The organism is Rathayibacter sp. Leaf299, assembly GCF_001423055.1.
Classification (GTDB): Bacteria; Actinomycetota; Actinomycetes; order Actinomycetales; family Microbacteriaceae; genus Rathayibacter; species Rathayibacter caricis.
Genome location: NZ_LMNT01000001.1, coordinates 531,079 through 551,288 on the forward strand (window position 1 = coordinate 531,079; position 20,210 = coordinate 551,288).

Consider the following 20,210-nt stretch of genomic DNA (forward strand, 5'->3'; position numbering starts at 1 on the left):
TCACGACCCGTCCTGCGGTCCCCGGTGCCAGGATGGACGGGCAAGGGAAGGAGCCGTCCATGACCGAGTCCACCCCCACGGGTCCCGTGCTCGTCGGCGTCGCCGAGGGCCAGCGACCGGAGGTCCTGCGCACCGCCGCGCGCTTCGCGAAGGACTTCGGCGCTCCGCTCCTCGTCCTCTACGCCGCCCCCGATCCCTACCTCGTCGGCGAGTACGTCGATCCGATGACGGGCGCGATCCCGGTCGTCGGTCGAGGCCGTCCGGCCGATCGCCCGACTGCTCCGCCGAGCCTCGTGGCCGAGGTCGAGTCGATCCTCGACGGCGCCGAGCACACGTTCCAGGTCGCGGAGGGCGAGCCCGCGCTCGCGCTCAGCGATGCCGCCGAGAAGACGGACGCGCGCATGATCGTCGTCGGCACCCGCGACTCCGGTGTGCTCGCGAGCATCGCCGAGTTCCTCAGCGGCAGCGTGGCCGTGCACCTGGCCCACCGCCAGCACCGGCCCGTCGTGGTGGTGCCGCGTGCCGAGCGCGACCCGGCGCACCGCGTGCCGTGGGATCTGGCGGAGTGACGCGCCCGCTGCACCTGCGCGCCGGTCCGATCCTCCTCGTCGCGGCGGGCGGCTCCGCCGGAACCGCCGCCCGGTACGCGACCGCGCTCGCACTGCCTCCGGTCGGGGGCCTGCCCCTGCCGACGATCGCGGTGAACCTCGTCGGCGCGTTCCTCCTGGGCGTGCTCCTCGAGTCGCTCGCCCGGAGCGGCCCCGACGACGGCGGCCGTCGCACGGCGAGGCTCCTACTCGGCACGGGCGTGCTCGGCGGCTTCACCACCTACAGCGCGTTCTCGCTCGACACCGCGGAGCTGCTCCTCGCGGGACGCGTCGCCGAGGCCGCGCTCGCCGTCGCGATCACGCTGGTGCTCGGCACCTCGGCCGCCGTGCTGGGCATCCTGCTCGCCCACCGCACCGCGCGCGCAGAACCGACGCCCGCCGGACGGGCCGCGGAGTGACTCCGCTCGCCCTCCTCCTGGGCACGGCGCTGGCCGGTGGTGCCGGCTCGGCCGCCCGACTCGTGGTCGACGGAGTCGCGCGCTCGCTCGTGCCCGTCCGCTGGCCGATCGGCACGGCCCTGATCAACGTGGCCGGGTCGCTGCTCCTGGGACTCGTCGCCGGTCTCGCCCTCGCGGGCGTCGTCGCCGAGGAGTGGCGGATCCTGCTGGGCACGGGGCTCCTGGGCGGATTCACCACCTTCAGCACGGCGAGCGTCGAGGCCGCGCGGATGCTGCTCGAGGGGCGCCGGGCCGCGGCCCTCGCCTACGGCCTGGGCACGTGGGCGGCGGCGCTCGCCGCGGCGCTCCTCGGTCTCGCCCTCAGCGGGGCCCTCTTCTAGGGGTATATCCCGGGGCCCGGGGGCCCTCGACCGCCGTGTCGATGCGCGATCATGGATCCGTGACTTCCGTGGGGGGCGTTCGGGATCTGAGGGTGGCCGTCGTCGACGACCAGCCCCTCTACCGGCAGATGCTGGCGTCGATGCTGCGCTCGGTGCCCGGCGTGCGGAGCGTCGTCGACGCCTCCTCGGTCGCCGAGGCGCGCGAGCGGCTGCAGCCGGAGTCGCTCGACGTCGCGATCCTCGACATCGAGCTGGGCGACGGCGACGGCATCGAGCTGGGCCGCGAGCTGCGCGCCCGCAATCCCGAGCTCGCCGTCGTGCTGCTCTCGGCCGTCGACGCGATGCACCGCTTCCTCCGGCTCGACCGCTCCGAGGCGCGCGGCTGGAGCTACCTCTCGAAGACGTCCTCGCTCTCGACCCCGGCTCTGCTGACGGCGATCCGCGCGACGTCCGACGGGCGGACCGTCCTGGATCCGGCCCTCGTCGCCGCCCGCACCGCCCGCCGCAACTCGCCGGTCGCCGCCCTCAGCCGCCGCCAGTACGAGGTGCTCACCTGGCTCTCGGCCGGGCTCACCAACGCCGCGATCGCCGAGAAGCTGGGCATCGCCGTCCGCTCGGTCGACAACCACGTCAACGCGGTCTACGCGGGCCTGGGCCTGCGCGCCGACGGCGCCCGCAATCCCCGGGTCGAGGCGACCCTGCAGTTCCTCGAGCACACCGGATGACCCTCGTCGACGGCACCCGGCCCACGCGCGAGGACCTCCGCCAGGACAACCGCATCCTGATCGGAGTCGTGTCGCTCCTGGGCGGCGTGCTCTCGGTGCTGGCCGCGCTGCAGGCGGTCTTCGCGCTCGGCATGCTGTCGCAGACGGTCCGCGGAGTGTCGGGCGGGCCCGTCCTGGACGTCGTGGTCCGGGTGAGCGTCAACGTCTCGGCGATCGCCCTGGCGGTCCTGCTGCTCGCGGTGCTGCGCCCCGAGCGGTTCCCGCGTCGCGTCTCGCTGCCCGCGGTCGTCGCGCTCGCGGTGGGCGTCGCTCTCGTGCGCTGCACGCTGCAGGTGCTGGCGGGTGTGTACCCGCTCGACGCGGTCGACGCCCTCGTGGTCGAGCTGGCCGTCGGCACCGTCGTCATCGGCATGATCACCGCCTTCGGCTTCCTGCTCGTGCGCACCGCGCGGCGGGTGCGCGAGAAGGAGCGCGAGAACGCCCGCGTGCTGCTCCAGGCGGTCCAGGCCGTGCAGGCGCTGCAGGAGGAGGAGCTGCGCGTGCGCCGCGAGGTCGCGCAGAACCTGCACGGGCGGCTCCAGAACTCGCTCGTCGTGCTGAGCGCGGAGCTGCGCGCGGCGGCGGACGCCCCGGCCGATCGCTCCCGCGTCGTCTCGATCGCCGACCGCCTCGACGAGCTCCGCGAGCAGGAGGTGAGAGCCGCGAGCGGCGCGCTCTACCCGGTCGACATCGACCACGGCCTCGTGGCGGCGGTGCGCGACCTCCTCGCCCGGCTCCCGCTCGAGATCGCGGTGGAGCTCGACATCGACGAGCGCTACGCCGAGGTGGAGGAGCGCGCCGTCCCCCTGGAGCAGCGCGTCCTGCTCGTGCGCACGGTCGAGGAGGCGCTGACGAACGCGCTCAAGCACGGCGGGGCGGCCGCGGTGCGGCTGACGGTCGCGGTCGACGACGCTCCTGCCGTGCTGGTGTCCCTGGAGGACGACGGGCGGGGCCCGGGCGAGGCTCCGGAGTGGAGCGGTCTCGACCGCCTGGCCCGCCAGTTCGCGGTCTACGGAGGCGGGCTCGAACTGCTGCCGTCCGCCTCGGGTGGCGCGCGGCTCGCGGCGCGCCTGCCGGTGCGGGGCTGAGGCCGTGACGGCGTCGCGCCACAGGCGGGGCGCGGCTCCCGTCCCGCGTCGCCGGAGCGCCGATCCCGATCCCGCAGGGGAGGGGCCCTCGCGCCCGCCGATCTGCCAGAGTGGGCCCATCCGCACCAGAGCGGACGCGGGGGGTCCGAGTGAGTGACGGAGTCGTGAGCGCGCGCGCTGACGAGACGATCGTGCTGCCGAACGGCGACCGGGCCCGCGCCTCCGCGCGCATCCGTGCTCTCCGCCTCGGCGTCGGTGCCGCGGGGCTGCTCCTCACCGCCGTCCTGCTCGTGCCGAACGCGACCGCGCTGCCCGCGCTCGGCCTGCCGTTCCTCGTGCTGCTCGCCGCGATGTGGATCACCGCGTCGTTCCGGCTCGAGCTCTCCTCCGGCATCGGCACCGTGACCTTCGGAGTCGGGGTGTCGGTCCTCGCGTTCCTCGCCGAGGACGTCCCGCGGCCCCAGGCGCTGGTGCTCTGGGTGCTGGCGCTCGCCGCGTACCTGGTCGTCAACCGGCGGCCGTGGATGGTGATCGTCTACCTGACCGGGCTCGCGGGCCTGTCGGGCGGTGCGTTCCTCCTGACGCTCTCGCTCTTCCCGCACACGGGCTGGTGGCCGGTGATCGCCGCCGTCCCCGCGGTGCTCGCCTACGGCCTGCTCGCGATCGGGGTCGAGTACCTGCAGGCGTGGCTGACGCTCGACGAGGTGCCGGACGCGCCGCGCCCGACCCTGCGCGCGGACCGCGTCGCCCTCGCGCTCGCCCTGAACATCGGACTCGTGGCGCTCGCCTACGGCGCCCGGCTCTCCTCCGGGATCGAGCGGATCGACCTGGGCGTCGGCGTCGACATCCGCTCGGCAAACACCCTGCTGCTGATCGCGCTGGCGATCGCGGTCGTCAGCCAGCACCTGCGCCGCACCCGCGTCGAGCGCAAGCTCGAGGGACTCGTGCAGGCGTCGCTCGCGCTGCCGTGGGGCGACCAGGCCGCGATCTTCGAGACGCTCGAGAAGTCCGCGCGGCAGTCGATCCCGTCGGCGAGCATCCGCATCGCGGAGGAGCCGGGCCGGCCCTTCGAGCTGTCCGCGCCCGTGACCGCGCCGGGCACCGGCGTCCGCCACGTGGTCCTCACCCGCCGCCCCGACTCCGACGGCTTCAGCCCCCTGGAGCACAGGACGCTGCTGGCCCTCGCCCACATCGCCACTCAGGCCCTCTACGACCGCCGCAACACCCGCGCCCTGCGCGATGCGGCCACGACGGATTCGCTCACGGGCCTCACGAACCTCCGCGGCCTCTACGAGGAGTTCGACGCGATCACCGACCCGTCGCGCCGCGCGATGCTGTTCATGGACCTCGACGCCTTCAAGGCGATCAACGACACCCACGGCCACTCGACGGGCAACACCGTCCTCGAGGAGGTCGGCCGCCGGATCCGCGAGAGCGTGCGCAGCGACGACGTCGTCGCGCGCATCGGCGGCGACGAGTTCGCCGTGCTGCTCGACTCGGCCACGGCGGGAGCCGTCGCCCAGCGCATCAGCCGCGCCGTCGAGCGCCCCGTCCTCGTCGGCGGTCTCACCCTCCACCCCCGCATCAGCATCGGCGCCCCGGTCGCCGTCGACGGCGGCAGCTTCGACCGGGTCATGCAGGAGGCCGACGAGCGGATGTACGAGTCGAAGAAGGAGCGCAAGGGGGCGCCCCAGGACCCGACGGGCGAGGACCTGCTCACCGAGATCCACGAGGCCGTGCTCGACGAGGCGGTGCGCGTCGCGTTCCAGCCGGTCATCGACGTGGCCGAGCGCCGCATCATCGGCTTCGAGGCCCTCGCCCGCTACACCCGCCGCGACGGCACTCCGCTGAGCCCGCCGACGCTCATCGACGTCGCGCGCTCACTGGGCCTGCTCGACCGGCTGACGATGCAGATCATCGACCAGGCCGTCGCCTGCATGGTCGAGTTCCGCGAGATCGACGACACGGTCGCCTTCCTCAGCGTCAACCTCGAGGCCGACCAGCTCCTGCACGACGACCTCCTCGACCTCGTCCGCGGCCACCGCACGGCCGAGAAGGGCATCCAGCTCTGCCTGGAGCTGACCGAGGGCTCGATCGGCCGCGTCGACGCCGAGGTGATCGAGCGGGTGCGCCGGCTGACGGAGGAGGGCATCGCGATCGCCCTCGACGACTACGGCCAGGAGCACGCCGCCGCCGCCGCCCTGCTCACCGTGCCCCTGAGCATCGTGAAGATCGACCGCGTCTTCCTGGCGGACGAGGAGAACCCGAAGCACGCCACGATCCTCCGCTCGATCATCAACCTGGTCTCGGACCTCGACATGCACACGATCGTCGAGGGCGTCGAGACGCCGTCGGCCCACGCGCTGCTGACCTCGCTGCGCGCGGAGCGGGCGCAGGGCTACTTCTACGGCCGGCCGCTGTTCCCGGAGCTGGTGAAGGAGCGCCTGCGCACGACGGGGACGGCGGCGCTGCCGGACCAGGCGGGCTGAGGCGCCGGGCGTCTCTCCGTTGGACACTCTCCGCTGCTTTCGGCTCGCTGACGCAGCAGGAAGTGGCGAACGGGGCGAGAGGATCGGCCGTTTGCCCGGGACGACGTCGGGTCCGTCAGGGCGCGGTGCGTGCTCGGCCCTCGTCCTGAAGAGTCGTCAGGAACGACGTCTTGCCTGCGCCGCGCAGACCCGAGACGAGAACGGAGTGGTTCTCGCCGAAGTCGAGCGTGTCGAACACCACTCGGAGCTCGGTGAGCTCTTCTCCGTGACCGCCGAAGACGGCAGGCTTCCTGCCATAGCCAGGAGTGAACGGACTCGGCGCGGTGTCCACCTTTTCACCCTCCGAATCGTATTCATCTTTGTTCTACTCTCGCGTTGGTGCTGTGTCCTTCGCGGTCGCGGTCGCGGCCGCTGTCGTTCGCGACGTCGCCGCCTCCGACCGCCACCCCGCCCGCAGCACCTCGACCCCGTCGAGCAGCACGTCGAGCCCCGTCTCGAACTCGGCGTCGTAGTCGTAGCCCTCGCGCGCCAGCTCGACGACGACCTCCATCAGGTAGGGGTACAGCGCCGCGGCCTCGGCGGGCTGGTCCCGGTGCGTCGCGGCCGCGGCCTCGGCCGACTCCTCCGGGGTCTCGAACGAGAGCGTCTTCTGCTGCAGGGCGAAGCCGTAGACGTACGCGTCCAGGAGCGACGTGACGTGGACCGTCGTGCGGAACGAGAAGCCGCTCTCACGCAGGCATCCCATCATCGCGTCGTGCTGGCGCAGGTTCTCGGATCCGGGCCGCCCGTGCGCCTCCATCAGCCCGACGGCCCACCGGTGCCGGGTGAGGGCGGCGCGGAGGGAGGCGGCGCGCTCGCGCATCGCCGGCTTCCAGCCGCGGGCCGCGTCGGGCAGGGCGACCTCGCTCCAGACCAGGTCGACCATGCCGTCGAGCAGGTGCTCGCGGTTCTGCACGTGCTTGTAGAGGGCCATGGGGACGACCTCGAGGCGCTCGGCGAGCGTGCGCATGGTGAAGCCGTCGATCCCGACCTCGTCGGCGAGGGCGACGCCGGCGCGCAGGACCGTCTCGCGGTTCAGGCGCGGTCGTCGGGGGGTCTGCTCGGTCACGCGTTCCTCCCGTCGCCTCTTGACGAAGTGTACGCGATACACCTAGCCTCGCGGCCGAAGGTGTACGCCGTACACCACGAGTTGGCCGCACGGCCGGGAACAGGACGCCCATGCCCTCCGTCGATCGGACCGCCCGCCTCACGGGCGTCCTCTTCCTCCTCACCTTCGCGTCGGCCGTCGCCGGGGCCGTGCTCTACCTGCCGCTGCTCACCGATCCGGACTACGTGCTCGGTCCCGGAGCCGACACCCGCGTGCTCATCGGAGTGGTCTGCGAGATCGTGCTCGTCATCACCAACCTCGGCACGGCGCTCGGGCTCTACCCGGTCCTCCGCCGGCACCACGAGACCGCCGCCCTCGCCTACGTCGTCGCGCGGGTCATGGAGTGCACCCTGATCGTCGTCGGCATGCTCGCGGTCGTGTCGGTCGTCGAGCTGCGGCAGGCGTCGAACGGTGCGGAGGAGGGAGCGACGCGAGCCGTCGCCCAGGCGCTCGTCGCGGTGCACGACGCGACCTTCCTCCTCGGCCCCGGCTTCGTCGTCGGCATCGGCAACGGCCTGCTCCTGGGCTTCCTCCTGTACCGCGCGCACCTCGTGCCGCGACCGGTCGCACTCCTCGGCCTGGTCGGCGGGCCGCTCATGTCGCTGTCCGGCATCGCCGTTCTCTTCGGCGCCTACGAGCAGACGTCGGTGCGGTCGGGGCTGCTGACGCTCCCCGAGATCGCGTGGGAGCTGTTCCTCGGGGTGTACCTGACCGTGCACGGCTTCCGGCGGGCGGCGGTGCCCGCAGCGCCTGCCGCGCCGGTCGGCGCGGAGGGCTAGCCCCCCTGCGGTCGCTCCTCCGCACGCGATCCTCACCGCCATTGGACGCGTTCTGCTGCTCTCCGGGCTCCGGAGCAGCGGAAAGCGCCCGATGGAGCGACGCTGATCCGCCTCCGGAGGTGGAGGCAGGCTCAGGGGATGATCCGCCGGTCGCGGAGGTCCTGGAAGATCCGCAGGAACATCGCCTCGGAGTCGACGTACTCGTGAAAGCCTGCGCGTCGCGACTTCGAGGCGTCGGCGAGCACGTCGTAGTCCCACGAGAAGACGAAGTCGCCGAACCGCCACGGTGACACGTCCTCGTAGGGGGTGGGCAGCAGGTCGTGGCGGCGGACCATTCCGTCCCACAGCGGACCCTTGTCGGCCATGACCTCGGCCAGCTCCATCCGGAGGGGAGGGGCGGTCTCCAGCTCGAAGAACGCTGCGAGCGCCGGCCACATCCGGGACCAGCGGAACACATCCCCGTTGGTGATGTTGTAGGCCTGGTTCCGGCTGCCGGGGTCGGTGGCGGCCCAGACGGTCGCCCGCGCGAGGAGTCCCGCGTCCGTCGTCTCGATCAGGGCGTCGTACGCACCCGGCGAGCCGGGGAACCGCAGGGGCACGCCCAGCTCCTTGCTGATCGAGGCGTAGACCGCGATCGCCACCGCGAGATTCATCGGGTTGCCGAGCCCGACTCCCGCGACGACGGAGGGCCGCAGCGCCGACCACGACCAGGCCGCTCCCGCCTGGCGCCGCTCGAGCAGCTGCTGCTGGTCCACGTTGAACTCCGGCGGCATATGGGGCGGGTCGTCCTCCTTGGCGGGCGTGGCGAACGGCCCGAGGTGGGCGCCGTAGACCTTGTACCCCTGCATCAGGCTGACGTGCTCGAGGCGGGGTGCGACGAGCTCGATCGCGTCGAGGACGTTCCTCAGCATCGCGACGTTCGGTGCGACGAGCTCCGCCCACGTCGGCCGGTCCTGGTAGGCCGCGTAGAAGACGTGGGTGACGTCGGCGAGGTCGCGCAGAGCGTGGGCGGTGCCCTCCGCATCGAGCAGGTCGACGGAGCGGTGTCGCACGACGCCGCCGTCCGCTCCGCCGCGCCTGGAGAGCCCGACGACGTTCCAGCCGCCCTCTTGCTCGAGATGGTCGACGAGGGTCCCTCCGATCACTCCGCGTGCTCCGACGACCAGTGCTGTACGTGCTGTCATGCTTCCTCCATCGTTGAATCGCGATTTACCGATCTAAGAGGTCGCACAGCATCGACATATCCCGATACAGCGATACAGTAGGCGCATGGTGCAGTTGACGGACGAGCAGCTCGTGGCGGCGTTCAAGGCCCTCGGCCACCCGACGCGGCTCGCGATCCTCGGCTGGCTGCGCGATCCGGAGTCGTTCCCGCCTCAGGACAGGCCCGCCGCCGAGGTCGGAGTCTGCCTGAAGCACATCCAGGCGCGGGCGCAGGTATCCCAGTCGACGGCGTCGCAGTTCATGTCGACCCTGCAGCGCGCGGGCCTCGTCACCTGCACGCGCCTGGGCCAGTTCTCGCACTACCGCCGCAACGAGAACGTCCTCGCCGCCCTCGGGCAGGGGATCGCCTCGTCGGTCTGAGGCTCGTCAGCGCCTCACGAGCAGGTGTACGTCACCCCGTCCACCACGTGCACGCCCTCGCCCAGCTCCGCGCACGTCGCGAAGAGCCCGCCGAACAGCGTCCCGAGCAGCACCGCTCCGGCCGTGAACAGCACGATCGTCACCGACGCGACGATGATCCCCGCGAGCGCCAGCCCGCGCGGCCCGCCGTCATGGCGACTCCTCCGGAACGCGATGATGCTCAGCACCAGCCCTGCGACGTCGACCATGGGGAACAGCGCGAGCACGAGCCCGGTGACGGCCAGCACCACCGTCGTCGTGTACGCCGGCGAGGCGGCCGCGCGACCAGTGCTCACGCCCGTCCCTGCAGGATCAGGTTCCAGTACACCCACGGCAGCACGAACCGGTCCGCGAGGAACGTCGCCCGGCGCTCCTTCGCGAGCCCCTTCCAGAACGGGATCGTCGGCTTCGGCCGGTAGCGGTCGTCGAACTCGGCGAACACGACCGTCTTCCGCGAGACGACGAACGGGCAGACGGAGTAGCCGTTGTAGGTCATCGGCAACGGCTTCCTCTTCCGCGCCGCCACGAGGTTCTTGGCCAGCGTCTTCGCCTGCGGGCGCAGCGCCCCGCCCGACTTCGAGTTGGTCGTCGCGGCCGCGTCGCCGAGCGACCAGACGTCCGGGAAGCGGACGTGCCGCAGCGTCAGCGGGTCGACCTCGACGAAGCCCCCGGCGGTCAGGCCGGACCCCTCGAGGAAAGCGGGCGCCGACTGCGGAGGAACGACGTGCAGCACGTTGTAGGCCAGCGTCTCGCGGTGGTCGCCCTCCAGACCCTCGAGCGACGTCGAGTGGTCGGGTCCGAGCAGCGCGGTGGAGCTGTCGTCGCCCGCGAGCTCGATCGTCTGCGATGCGGCATCCACCTCGACGAGCTCGCGGTCGTAGTGCACCTCGATGCCGTACTCCGCGACCTTGCGCTCGAGCTCGGCGTCGATGAGGGGCATGCCGAACAGGGTCGGAGTCGGCACCACGAGCACCACGTGGATGTCGTCGAGCACCCCGGTCTTCCGCCAGTAGTCGCACGCCAGGTACATCGGCTTCTGCGAGGCCCCGGAGCAGGTGGCCGGCCCGCTCGGCTGCGTGAAGACCACCGTCCCCGAGCGGACGTCGCGCAGCACGCTCGACGCCTTCCGCGCGTACTCGTACTCGTAGTTCGAGATGCCGACCGGCGACTCCATCGCCTCGACGAGGCCCGGCACCGCGTCCCAGTCCTTCCGGATGCCCGGGCAGACCACGAGCTGGCCGTAGCCGACCGCGCGTCCGCTCTCGAGCGTCACCGTCTTGGCCATCGGGTCGATCGTCGCGACCCGGTCCCGGATCCACGTCACGCCCTTCGGCGTCACCTCGCCCTGCGGACGGGTCGCCTTCGAGGCGGGCGCCGTGCCTCCGGCGACGTGCGAGAACATCGGCTGGTAGTAGTGCGTCGTGCGCGGCTCGATCACCGCGACGTCCGACACTCCGTAGCGCCGCAGCCGCCCCGCCACCGAGAGCCCCGCGTTGCCACCGCCGATGACGAGAACGTCGTGGTGCAGGGCGGGGGAGCCGGAGTCGGTCATGTGCCCACCGTAGGGGCCACCCCGCCCGCCGTCACCGGGTGCCCGCGCCCCTTGCGCGCCGGGCGCCGACGTCCTAGCTCACACCGCGTACAGCTCGACAGGCTCCATCACGAACCCGACCTCGACCCCCGGCGCCAGCTCGCGCCGCGCCGCCTCGGCCGGAGTCACGTCGGCCGCAAGCACCCGCCCGTGCACCCGCACCGCGTCCCCGCGCGGCTCCAGATCGACGATCTCCTCCCGCAGCCCGCCCTCACCCAGCGTCACCGCGGAGGGGCGCACCGCGGCGGCGACGGCCGACCCTGCCGAAGCATCCGAGACCCCCGCGATCTCGCGCCCGTCCTCCAACCGCAGACCGACGGCCGTCCGCACCCCGCGCACCAGGCGCAGCCCCGACAGCTCGGCGGTGAACGCCGTGCGCGGCCGCTCGAGCACGTCGGCGGTCGGCCCCTCCTCGACCACGCGGCCCTCGTGCAGCACGACGACGCGGTCGGCGAGAGTCCACGCGTCGAGCACGTCGTGGGTGACGAGGATCGTGGTGCGGTCGCCGAGCACGGTCCGCAGCATCCGCCGCAGCACCGGCGCGACCCGCACGTCGAGCGCCGCCATCGGCTCGTCGAGCAGCAGGAGTCGCGGATCCGTCGCGAGGGCACGTGCGAGTGCTACGCGCTGGGCCTGCCCGCCCGAGAGGGTCCCCGGCCGGCGATCGGCGAGGGTCAGGGCGTCCACATCGGCGAGGCGGCGCTCGGCACGCGCGCGCGCCTCCGCCCGGCCCACCCCCGCGCTGCGCGGACCGAACGCGGCGTTCTCGCGGACGCTCAGGTGCGGGAACAGCAGCGGGTCCTGCGCGAGCAGGGCGACGCCGCGACGGTGCGGAGGAGTCCACGCACCCGGCCCGAAGAGGACGGAGTCGCCCAGGCGAGCGCTGCCCGAATCGGCGCGCACGAGGCCCGCGAGCAGCTCGACCAGGGTCGACTTGCCGGCGCCGTTGGGCCCGAGCACCGCCACGGTCTCGCCGTCGGCGACCTCGAGCGCCACGTCGAAGCCGCGGGAGGCGAGGCGCGCCTCGAACCGCAGGGTCACGATCGCGCCCCCCGCCGGCCGTACGCCAGCCCGATCACCAGCACCGCGACGACCACGAGCACCAGGGCCAGCGCGACCGCCGCGTCGGGATCGCTCTCGCGCTGCAGGTAGATCTCGAGCGGCAGGGTGCGCGTCACTCCCTCGAGGCTGCCCGCGAAGGTCAGCGTCGCGCCGAACTCGCCGAGCGCCCGCGCGAACGACAGGATCGCTCCGCTCGCCAGCCCCGGCAGGATCAGCGGCAGGGTGACCCGGCGCAGCACGGTGCCCGGCGACGCGCCGAGGGTCGCGGCGACCGCCTCGTAGCGCGCCCCCGCCGTGCGCAGCGCGCCCTCCAGGCTCAGCACCAGGAACGGCAGCGCCACGAACGTCTGCGCGAGCACCACCGCGGTCGTGGAGAACGCGATCCGCACCCCCACCGCGTCGAGCGCACCGCCCAGCAGGCCGAGCCGACCGAAGGTGTAGAGCAGCGCGAGTCCGCCGACGACCGGCGGCAGCACCAGCGGCAGCAGCACCAGCGCGCGCAGGATCCGCTGCCCCGGGAACGCGGTGCGCGCGAGCACCAGCGCCATCGGCGTCCCGAGCAGCACGCACAGGAGGGTCGCCGCGGCCGACGTGCGCAGGCTCAGCAGGAGTGCCGCGATCGAGGAGTCGGAGGTGATCAGCGGCACGAAGCGCGGCCAGTCGACCCGCGCGAGGATCGCGACGAGCGGCAGCAGGACCAGCAGCGCGCCGACCGCGGCGAGGGCCGCGACCCAGCGCGGCGGCGCGGATCCGGTGCGCATCAGGTGCGCGGCAGCGGCGTCTCGACGATCACGGTGGTCGCCTTCACCACCGCGGTGGCGGGGGAGCCGGGCTCGAGGCCGAGCTCGCGCACGGCCTCGCTGCTCATCAGCGAGACCACCCGGTGCGGACCGCACTGCAGCTCGACCTGCGCCATCACGGTGTCCATCACGATGCTCGTCACGATGCCGACGAAGCGGTTGCGGGCCGAGCGCGCGACGGGCGACGGATCCTCCGGCAGCACCGCGTTCGCCCGGGCCAGCTCGGCCACCGCGAGACCGTCGACGACGAGGCGGCCGGAGGCGTCCTTGCCGCTCTCGAGGACCCCGTTGTCGATCCAGCGGCGCAGAGTGTCGTCACTCACTCCGAGGGCGGCGGCGGCGTCACGGATCCGGATCTGCGGCATGAGGAGGATTCTACGACCGCGGACGCGGAGACGCCCGGGGGCTTCCACGGAAGGCCTGGCAGTGGCAACCCCCTACAGCTCCGGCGGGAGCGCGACGGAGGCTGTCGGCGTCGAGGAGGAGGAGGACGCATGCGCGCCATGACCTACCGGGGTCCGTACAAGGTCCGTGTCGAGGAGAAGGACCGGCCCCGCATCGAGCACCCGAACGACGCGATCGTGCGGGTGACGCTCGCCGCGATCTGCGGCTCCGATCTGCACCTGTACCACGGGCTCATGCCCGACACGAGGATCGGCCACACCTTCGGCCACGAGTTCATCGGAGTGGTCGACGAGGTCGGCTCGTCGGTGCAGAACCTGAAGGTCGGCGACCGCGTGATGGTGCCGTTCAACATCTACTGCGGCACGTGCTTCTTCTGCGCGCGCGGCCTCTACTCCAACTGCCACAACGTGAATCCGAACGCCACGGCCATCGGCGGCATCTACGGCTACTCGCACTCGACCGGCGGCTACGACGGCGGGCAGGCCGAGTACGTGCGCGTGCCGTTCGCCGATGTGGGGCCGAGCGTGATCCCGGAGTGGCTGCCCGACGAGGACGCGCTGCTGCTGACCGACGCGTTCTCGACCGGCTACTTCGGTGCGCAGCTCGGCGACATCGTCGAGGGCGACACGGTCGTGGTGCTCGGGGCCGGGCCCGTCGGCCTCGCCGCCGCCCGCTCCTCCTGGCTGATGGGAGCGGGTCGCGTGATCGTCGTCGACCAGCTCGAGTACCGGTTGGCGAAGGCGCGCGACTTCGCGCTCGCCGAGACCGTGAACTACCTCGAGCACGACGACGTCGTCGTGCACCTCAAGAAGACGACCGGCGGCCTGGGCGCTGACGTCGTCATCGACGCGGTCGGGGCGGAGGCCGACGGCAGTCTCATCCAGCACGTCACCTCGGCCAAGCTCAAGCTGCAGGGCGGCTCGCCGGTCGCGCTCAACTGGGCGATCGACGGCGTGCGCAAGGGCGGCACGATCTCGGTGATGGGCGCCTACGGTCCGCTCTTCAGCGCCGTGAAGTTCGGCGACGCGATGAACAAGGGCCTCACGCTCCGGATGAACCAGGCGCCGGTGAAGCGCCAGTGGCCGCGCCTGCTCGAGCACATCCGGGCGGGGTACCTGAAGCCCAGCGACATGATCACGCACCGCATCCCGCTCGAGCACATCGCCGAGGGGTACCACCTGTTCTCATCCAAGCTCGACGGCTGCATCAAGACCGTCGTGGTGCCGTAGGAGGTCACCGTGCCGTACACCGCTGACAAGCCGATCCCGCCGCCGACCGCGGAGGAGCTGCGCGCCCGCATCCCCGGCTGGGGCGCCGACCTCGACCCGGCCGACCGGCCCTCGTTCCCGCGCGAGCGCTTCGATCTCGAGACCGGGGCGCACTGGCACAAGCCCGAGCCGATGGATCCGGGGGAGTACCGCGAGAAGAGCATCGAGCACGAGGAGCTTCCGCCCGTCTTCGGCACCGCGCAGCCGTTGCACGGGGTCTCGGGAGCGATCCGCCGCTACGCGTACGACCGCTTCAGCGAGGGGCGCGCGGCCCACTGGCTGCTGCTGGTGCTGGGCGACCGGGTCGACGCGACCGGGGCGCACCTGCGCTCCCTCGCAACGCTGCGGCCCGACAACCCTGTCACCGAGACCGGCGTGCTCTCCGAACTGAAGGCGCATCCGATCGCGTCGCGGCGCGGCCGCGCGGACGTGCGGCACCAGGTGCTGGATCCGCTGCTGGTCGCGGGGCCCTGGGTGCTCGGCGGTCTCGCGGTGGTGGCACTGGGCCGGCGGCTGCTGCGCTGAGGGTGGTCGTCAGGGAGCGCCGAAGCCGGCCGCGGCGAGGACCGCGCGGCCGGCGTCCCCGGTGACGAACGCGGTGAACGCCGCGGCCGCCTCGGAGCCGGTGAGCGGGGCGATCGGGTAGGTGTTCACCGCCTGCCCGGCCTCGGCGAACGGCACGCCGAGCACGTCGTCGCCCGCGCCCCGGACGTCGGTGACGTAGACGAGGCCGGCGTCGGCCTCGCCCGAGCGGACCTTGCCGAGCACGTCGGTGACCGAGGACTCCTCGCTGACGGGCTCGATCGTGAGGCCCGCCGCCCGCTCGACGGCGTCGGCCGCGGCTCCGCACGGCACCTGCGGTGCGCAGACGACCGTCGCCACGCCCTCGCGGGCGAGGTCGGCGAGGGAGCGGACCTCCGCGGGATTCCCCGGCGGCACGGCGATCTCGAGCACGTTCGTCGCGAACGGCATGGGATCGGCGGCGGTGAGCCCCGCCTCCTGCACCGTCCGCATCGTCGCGGTGTCGGCCGAGGCGAAGACATCGGCCGGCGCGCCGTTCTCGATCTGCGTGGCGAGATCGGAGGATCCGGCGAACGAGAGCTCGACCGAGGTGCCGGGGTTCGCGGCCTCGAACTCGTCGGCGAGCTCGGTGAAGACGCCGGTGAGGGAGGCGGCGGCGAAGACGGTGATGCCGCGGGGCTCGGGCGCTGCATCGGGGGAGCAGCCGGCGAGGGAGCCCGCCAAGGCCACCGCGGAGAGGGCGGCGAGGGAGCGGACACGGAGCATGCGGATCCTCGGGTCGGAGCGTTTCCGCATCTGCGGCTTTTCGCCCACTCTAGGACTTCGCTTGCGGAGATTTAGCGGTACAGGCCCGGACCGCCGGACCACATAGGGCGATGAGCCCTGCAGAACCTGAGCCGAGAAGGGGCTCTGACCGCTGACAGCCGAGAGACCCCCTTCTCAGCAGATGTTCTGCGCGCCTCCCGTCCCGGAACCGCAGGATCCGCCCCGTGTGTGCGCGCCTGCGGCGTTCGGCATGGCATCGTCGAGGGGACGTCGACGAGGAAGAGGACGAGCATGCCGGAGACCACGCGGACCAGGAGCGCACTCATCGTGCGCGGCGGCTGGGAGGGGCACCAGCCGGTCGAGGCGACCGACCTGTTCCTCCCGTTCCTCGAGGAACAGGGCTTCGCGGTCCGCGTCGAGGACTCGCCCGAGGTTTACGCCGATGGCGACGCGATGGCCGGCCTCGACGTCGTCGTGCAGTGCGTGACCATGTCGGAGGCGTCGCCCGCCGCGATCGCGGGCCTGCGCGCCGCGGTGGCCGGCGGCACCGGGTTCACCGGCTGGCACGGCGGCATCGCCGACTCCTTCCGCGCCTCCTCCGACTACCTGCAGCTCGTCGGCGGCCAGTTCGCCACGCACCCCGCGGTGACGGAGGGGAGTGAGGACGCCTTCCGTCGGCACCGGATCGAGTTCACCGGGCTCGAGCACCCGATCACCGCCGGACTCGACGACTTCGAGCTCGTGACCGAGCAGTACTGGGTGCTGCACGACGACCTCAGCGACGTGCTCGCCACGACCACGCATCCCGCCGAGGCCTGGCAGGAGTGGCACCGCCCCGTCACGTCACCGGCCGTCTGGACCCGGGACTGGGGGCGCGGGCGCATCGCGGTGAGCACCCCCGGGCACAGCGTCGAGGTGCTGCGTCATCCGACGGTGCGCACGCTCGTGGAGCGCGGGATCCTCTGGACCGCGCGAGTGCTCTGATGCGGCTGCTCCCCTCCGACCCCGACCGAAGGACCTCCCCATGACCGACCGCCTCCGCGTCGTCGCCGCCACCCCGATCAGCGACGAGCTGATCGCCCGCGTGGTGGAGCTCGAGCCGCGCCTCGACTTCGTGGCCGACCAGAGCCTGCTCCCGCCGATGCGCCACCCCGGCGACCACGGCGGTGATCCCGCCTTCGAGCGCACTCCCGAGCAGCAGGCCGCGTTCGACGAGCTCGTCGACTCCGCCGAGGTTCTCTACGGGGTCCCGGACGAGACGCCGTCGGCCCTCGCGCGCACCGTCGCCGCGAATCCGTCGCTGCGGTGGGTGCAGACGATGCCGGCGGGCGGCGGCAGCCAGGTGAAGGCCGCGGGGCTCGACCCCGACTCGCTCGAGCGGATCGCGTTCTCGACGAGCGCGGGCGTCCACTCCCAGCCGCTCGCCGAGTTCTCGGTGTTCGGACTGCTCGCCGGCGCGAAGTCGCTGCCGAGGCTCCAGGAGCTGCAGCAGCGGAAGGAGTGGGGCTCGCGCTGGACGATGGGCCTGATCTCGGAGCAGACGATCCTGATCGTCGGACTCGGGACCATCGGCCGGGCCACCGCGCAGAAGCTCCAGGGCCTGGGTGCGCGGGTGATCGGCACGAGTCGGCACGAGGACTCCGTCGAGCACGTCGACGAGATCGTGCGGCCCGACGCGATCGCCGAGGTGGCCGAGCGGATCGACGGGGTCGTCGTGACGCTGCCCGGCACCTCCGCCACCGAGAAGCTGGTCGGCGCCGCGTTCTTCGAGGCGCTGCGGCCGGGAGCGACGCTCGTCAGCGTCGGCCGAGGCACCGTGATCGACGAGGAGGCGCTGCTCGCCGCGCTGGACGACGGCCGCGTCGGCTGTGCGGTGCTGGACGTGACCGCGCAGGAGCCGCTCCCCGCGGACAGCCCGCTGTGGACGCATCCGGCCGTGCTGATCAGCCCGCACACCGCGGCGCTGAACTCCGCCGAGGACCGGCTGATCGCCGAGCTCTTCGCGCGCAACGCGACGCGGTTCCTCGACGGCGAGGAGCTGATCAACCGCGTCGACACGGTCGAGTTCTACTGAGGCGGGCGGGCCGCCGGGCTCGTCTCGGCCATCCGTCGCGGAGGGTCGCCCGGATCGTAGAACGGCGGCCGTCCGCGACGGATCGGGCACCGTACTCGACGGCCGGGGGAGGCCCTTCGCGCACCGGGATCGGCGCCGCGGACCTCCGAATCGCCTCCACAGGCCCCCTGATCGGCTACGATCCGGGCCGATCAGGGCGATGCGGCCACCGCGGAGGGCCTCGACGGCCTACCGTTGCACCATGGCGTCAACCGAAACACCCGATACCGCCCCCGAGGATCAGAGCGCGACCGCGGCTCAGAGTGCCTCCGAGGCTCCGACCACCGAGGCCCCCGCCGCACCCGCCGCCGCGGCCTCCGACGAGCCCCGCTCGCTCACCTTCTCCGAACTGGGCCTCAGCGAGCCCGTCCTCAAGGCTCTCAAGGAGGTCGGCTACGAGACGCCCTCGGCGATCCAGGCCGCGACGATCCCGTCCCTCCTCTCGGGCCGCGACGTCCTCGGCGTCGCCCAGACCGGCACCGGCAAGACGGCCGCGTTCGCGCTGCCGATCCTCTCCCGGCTCGACGTCTCGCAGAAGACCCCGCAGGCCCTCGTGCTCGCGCCCACCCGCGAGCTCGCGCTCCAGGTGTGCGAGGCGTTCGAGCGCTACGCGTCGGCCCTGCGCGGCGTGCACGTGCTCCCCGTCTACGGCGGCCAGGGCTACGGCACCCAGCTCTCCGCGCTGCGCCGCGGCGTCCACGTCGTCGTCGGCACGCCCGGCCGCATCATGGACCACCTCGAGAAGGGCACCCTCGACCTCTCGGCGCTGAAGTACCTGGTGCTCGACGAGGCCGACGAGATGCTCAAGATGGGCTTCGCGGAGGACGTCGAAACGATCCTCGCCGACACCCCCGTCGAGAAGCAGATCGCGCTGTTCTCGGCGACGATGCCCTCGCAGATCCGCCGCATCTCGGGCAAGTACCTCAAGGAGCCCGAGGAGATCACGGTCAAGAACAAGACCACGACCTCGGTGAACACCACGCAGCGCTACCTGATGGTGTCGTACCCGCAGAAGGTCGACGCCCTCACCCGCATCCTCGAGGTCGAGAACTTCGAGGGCATGATCGTCTTCGTCCGCACCAAGAGCGAGACCGAGACGCTGGCCGAGAAGCTGCGCGCCCGCGGCTACACCGCCGCCGCGATCAGCGGAGACGTCGCCCAGGCCCAGCGCGAGCGGACCGTCGAGCAGCTGAAGTCGGGCAAGCTCGACATCCTCGTCGCCACCGATGTCGCGGCCCGCGGCCTCGACGTCGAGCGCATCAGCCACGTCGTCAACTACGACATCCCCATCGACACCGAGTCGTACGTGCACCGCATCGGCCGCACCGGCCGTGCCGGGCGCAGCGGAGCGGCGATCAGCTTCGTCACGCCGCGCGAGCGCCGCCTGCTCGCCGCGATCGAGAAGGCGACCCGCCAGCCGCTGACCGAGATGCGCATGCCCAGCGTCGAGGACGTCAACGTCACGCGCCTCTCGCGCTTCGACGACGCGATCACCGCGGCGCTCGCCGACTCCGAGCGCCTGCAGCGCTTCCGCGACATCATCGGCCACTACGTCGAGCACCACGACGTCGTCGAGTCCGATGTCGCCGCGGCGCTGGCGATCGTCGCTCAGGGCGAGGAGCCGCTGCTGCTCTCGCCGGACGACCCCCGCTTCGCCCGCCGCGAGCGCGAGGACCGCGAGCCGCGTCCCGACCGGGGCGACCGCCCCGAGCGCGGCGACCGCTTCGACCGCGACCGGGGCGAGCGTCCCGAGCGCCGTCAGCGTCCGGCGAACAGCAACCTCGCGTCGTACCGGATCGAGGTGGGCCGCCGTCAGCGCGTCGAGCCGCGCCAGATCGTCGGCGCCCTCGCGAACGAGGGCGGCCTCAACCGCGGCGACTTCGGGCACATCGACATCCGCCCCGACTTCTCGATCGTCGAGCTGCCGGCCGACCTGCCCCAGGACGTGCTCGACCGCCTCGCCGACACCCGCATCAGCGGTCAGCTGATCGAGTTGAAGCCCGACCGCCGCCCGAGCCGCGCCGGCGCCGACCGCGGCGGACGCCCCTCGGGCCCGTCGCGCTCGTCCGAGCGCCCGGACCGCAAGCCGCGCTACTAGCGCTCGCGCGCCGACCCCGAGGGGCCGGTCCGCCGACCGAGGAGCCACCGCTCCCCGCCGGCGGCCCGGCCCCTCCGTCGTCCCGCCGCTCCTCCGAGTGGACGCGCAACGGGCCCTGCCCGCCCGCCGGTGCCCTGTTCGCGTCCACTCACCGCGGCTGCGGAGGGGGACTCGTCGCGGAGCGGGCGCACAGAGTCAGCCGAAGCCCGGTCGGCGTCGACTCGCGGGCGGGGCGGATTTCGATACGCCCGCTCCCGCGGGCTACTCGATCAGCGAGGGACGATGCGGGGCGCAGGGCGTGGGCGCGGCT

General features: G+C 72.6%; 22 protein-coding genes. 13 read left to right on the top strand and 9 right to left on the bottom strand.

What is annotated here, in order from left to right:
* Positions 1–59 precede the first annotated feature (59 nt).
* From ASF48_RS02320 to ASF48_RS02345, 6 genes are all read left to right on the top strand, one after another.
* Positions 60–569 (top strand): universal stress protein, encoded by a 510-nt coding sequence (locus ASF48_RS02320; RefSeq protein WP_055785770.1) that lies wholly within the window; start codon positions 60–62, stop codon positions 567–569.
* Positions 566–1,006 carry a fluoride efflux transporter FluC gene (locus ASF48_RS02325; RefSeq protein ID WP_157603023.1) on the top strand — a complete coding sequence of 147 codons (441 nt, stop codon included), beginning with the start codon at positions 566–568 and terminating at the stop codon, positions 1,004–1,006. Before ASF48_RS02320 ends, ASF48_RS02325 begins: the two co-directional genes overlap by 4 nt.
* Positions 1,003–1,386, top strand: coding sequence for a CrcB family protein (locus ASF48_RS02330; protein WP_055785775.1), 384 nt, complete (start codon positions 1,003–1,005; stop codon positions 1,384–1,386). The genes ASF48_RS02325 and ASF48_RS02330 overlap by 4 nt, the downstream gene beginning before the upstream one ends.
* Positions 1,387–1,478: 92 nt before the next feature.
* Complete coding sequence (locus ASF48_RS02335; RefSeq protein ID WP_235577172.1) at positions 1,479–2,111, top strand: response regulator transcription factor; 633 nt, start codon at positions 1,479–1,481, stop codon at positions 2,109–2,111.
* Positions 2,108–3,238 (top strand): sensor histidine kinase, encoded by a 1,131-nt coding sequence (locus tag ASF48_RS02340; protein WP_055785778.1) that lies wholly within the window; start codon positions 2,108–2,110, stop codon positions 3,236–3,238. Before ASF48_RS02335 ends, ASF48_RS02340 begins: the two co-directional genes overlap by 4 nt.
* A 164-nt stretch (positions 3,239–3,402) precedes the next feature.
* On the top strand, positions 3,403–5,727 hold the full coding sequence (locus tag ASF48_RS02345) for an EAL domain-containing protein (RefSeq protein ID WP_157603024.1): 2,325 nt from the start codon (positions 3,403–3,405) through the stop codon (positions 5,725–5,727).
* A gap of 115 nt (positions 5,728–5,842) precedes the next feature.
* Here ASF48_RS02345 and ASF48_RS19220 read toward each other — a convergent pair whose 3' ends face one another.
* A complete protein-coding gene (locus tag ASF48_RS19220) occupies positions 5,843–6,058 on the bottom strand; it encodes a hypothetical protein (RefSeq protein WP_157603025.1) in 216 nt (71 codons plus the stop codon).
* A gap of 33 nt (positions 6,059–6,091) precedes the next feature.
* Positions 6,092–6,835 (bottom strand): TetR/AcrR family transcriptional regulator C-terminal domain-containing protein, encoded by a 744-nt coding sequence (locus ASF48_RS02350; protein ID WP_082480929.1) that lies wholly within the window; start codon positions 6,833–6,835, stop codon positions 6,092–6,094.
* Between the two features lie 110 nt (positions 6,836–6,945).
* On the opposite strand from ASF48_RS02350, the gene ASF48_RS02355 reads away from it, so the two are divergent.
* Positions 6,946–7,653 carry a DUF4386 domain-containing protein gene (locus ASF48_RS02355; RefSeq protein WP_055785783.1) on the top strand — a complete coding sequence of 236 codons (708 nt, stop codon included), beginning with the start codon at positions 6,946–6,948 and terminating at the stop codon, positions 7,651–7,653.
* 131 nt (positions 7,654–7,784) lie between these two features.
* Here the strand turns inward: ASF48_RS02355 and ASF48_RS02360 are convergent, their stop codons facing one another.
* Positions 7,785–8,837, bottom strand: a complete 1,053-nt coding sequence (locus ASF48_RS02360) for an SDR family oxidoreductase (RefSeq protein ID WP_055785786.1) — start codon at positions 8,835–8,837, stop codon at positions 7,785–7,787.
* Positions 8,838–8,922: 85 nt separating this feature from the next.
* Between ASF48_RS02360 and ASF48_RS02365 the strand changes: the two genes are divergently transcribed.
* The gene (locus ASF48_RS02365) at positions 8,923–9,237 is read left to right on the top strand and encodes an ArsR/SmtB family transcription factor (RefSeq protein WP_055785789.1); all 315 of its coding nucleotides are present in this window, start codon (positions 8,923–8,925) and stop codon (positions 9,235–9,237) included.
* 14 nt (positions 9,238–9,251) lie between these two features.
* Here the strand turns inward: ASF48_RS02365 and ASF48_RS02370 are convergent, their stop codons facing one another.
* The 5 genes from ASF48_RS02370 to ASF48_RS02390 all read right to left on the bottom strand — a co-directional run bounded on the left by ASF48_RS02370 (position 9,252) and on the right by ASF48_RS02390 (position 13,094).
* A complete protein-coding gene (locus ASF48_RS02370; protein ID WP_055785792.1) occupies positions 9,252–9,572 on the bottom strand; it encodes a hypothetical protein in 321 nt (106 codons plus the stop codon).
* Positions 9,569–10,828, bottom strand: coding sequence for an NAD(P)/FAD-dependent oxidoreductase (locus ASF48_RS02375; RefSeq protein ID WP_055785796.1), 1,260 nt, complete (start codon positions 10,826–10,828; stop codon positions 9,569–9,571). Before ASF48_RS02375 ends, ASF48_RS02370 begins: the two co-directional genes overlap by 4 nt.
* A 78-nt stretch (positions 10,829–10,906) precedes the next feature.
* Entirely contained in the window at positions 10,907–11,908 is a 1,002-nt protein-coding gene (locus tag ASF48_RS02380; RefSeq protein ID WP_055785799.1) for a sulfate/molybdate ABC transporter ATP-binding protein, read from the bottom strand.
* Complete coding sequence (locus ASF48_RS02385; RefSeq protein WP_055785801.1) at positions 11,905–12,690, bottom strand: ABC transporter permease; 786 nt, start codon at positions 12,688–12,690, stop codon at positions 11,905–11,907. The genes ASF48_RS02380 and ASF48_RS02385 overlap by 4 nt, the downstream gene beginning before the upstream one ends.
* Positions 12,690–13,094 (bottom strand): TOBE domain-containing protein, encoded by a 405-nt coding sequence (locus ASF48_RS02390; RefSeq protein ID WP_055785804.1) that lies wholly within the window; start codon positions 13,092–13,094, stop codon positions 12,690–12,692. Before ASF48_RS02390 ends, ASF48_RS02385 begins: the two co-directional genes overlap by 1 nt.
* 129 nt (positions 13,095–13,223) lie before the next feature.
* Here ASF48_RS02390 and ASF48_RS02395 point away from each other — a divergent pair, with 129 nt between their 5' ends.
* Together ASF48_RS02395 and ASF48_RS02400 are read left to right on the top strand one after the other, a co-directional pair.
* Positions 13,224–14,363, top strand: coding sequence for a zinc-dependent alcohol dehydrogenase (locus ASF48_RS02395; protein ID WP_055785808.1), 1,140 nt, complete (start codon positions 13,224–13,226; stop codon positions 14,361–14,363).
* A 9-nt stretch (positions 14,364–14,372) separates the two neighbouring features.
* Positions 14,373–14,927, top strand: a complete 555-nt coding sequence (locus tag ASF48_RS02400; RefSeq protein ID WP_055785817.1) for a hypothetical protein — start codon at positions 14,373–14,375, stop codon at positions 14,925–14,927.
* Positions 14,928–14,936: 9 nt separating this feature from the next.
* Here the strand turns inward: ASF48_RS02400 and modA are convergent, their stop codons facing one another.
* The gene (gene modA / locus ASF48_RS02405; protein ID WP_055785819.1) at positions 14,937–15,689 is read right to left on the bottom strand and encodes a molybdate ABC transporter substrate-binding protein; all 753 of its coding nucleotides are present in this window, start codon (positions 15,687–15,689) and stop codon (positions 14,937–14,939) included.
* A gap of 291 nt (positions 15,690–15,980) precedes the next feature.
* Here modA and ASF48_RS02410 point away from each other — a divergent pair, with 291 nt between their 5' ends.
* The 3 genes from ASF48_RS02410 to ASF48_RS02420 all read left to right on the top strand — a co-directional run bounded on the left by ASF48_RS02410 (position 15,981) and on the right by ASF48_RS02420 (position 19,900).
* Positions 15,981–16,673 carry a ThuA domain-containing protein gene (locus ASF48_RS02410; protein WP_055785822.1) on the top strand — a complete coding sequence of 231 codons (693 nt, stop codon included), beginning with the start codon at positions 15,981–15,983 and terminating at the stop codon, positions 16,671–16,673.
* A gap of 40 nt (positions 16,674–16,713) precedes the next feature.
* The gene (locus ASF48_RS02415) at positions 16,714–17,763 is read left to right on the top strand and encodes a D-2-hydroxyacid dehydrogenase (RefSeq protein WP_055785825.1); all 1,050 of its coding nucleotides are present in this window, start codon (positions 16,714–16,716) and stop codon (positions 17,761–17,763) included.
* A gap of 241 nt (positions 17,764–18,004) precedes the next feature.
* Positions 18,005–19,900 carry a DEAD/DEAH box helicase gene (locus tag ASF48_RS02420; protein ID WP_082480931.1) on the top strand — a complete coding sequence of 632 codons (1,896 nt, stop codon included), beginning with the start codon at positions 18,005–18,007 and terminating at the stop codon, positions 19,898–19,900.
* Positions 19,901–20,210: the final 310 nt, after the last annotated feature.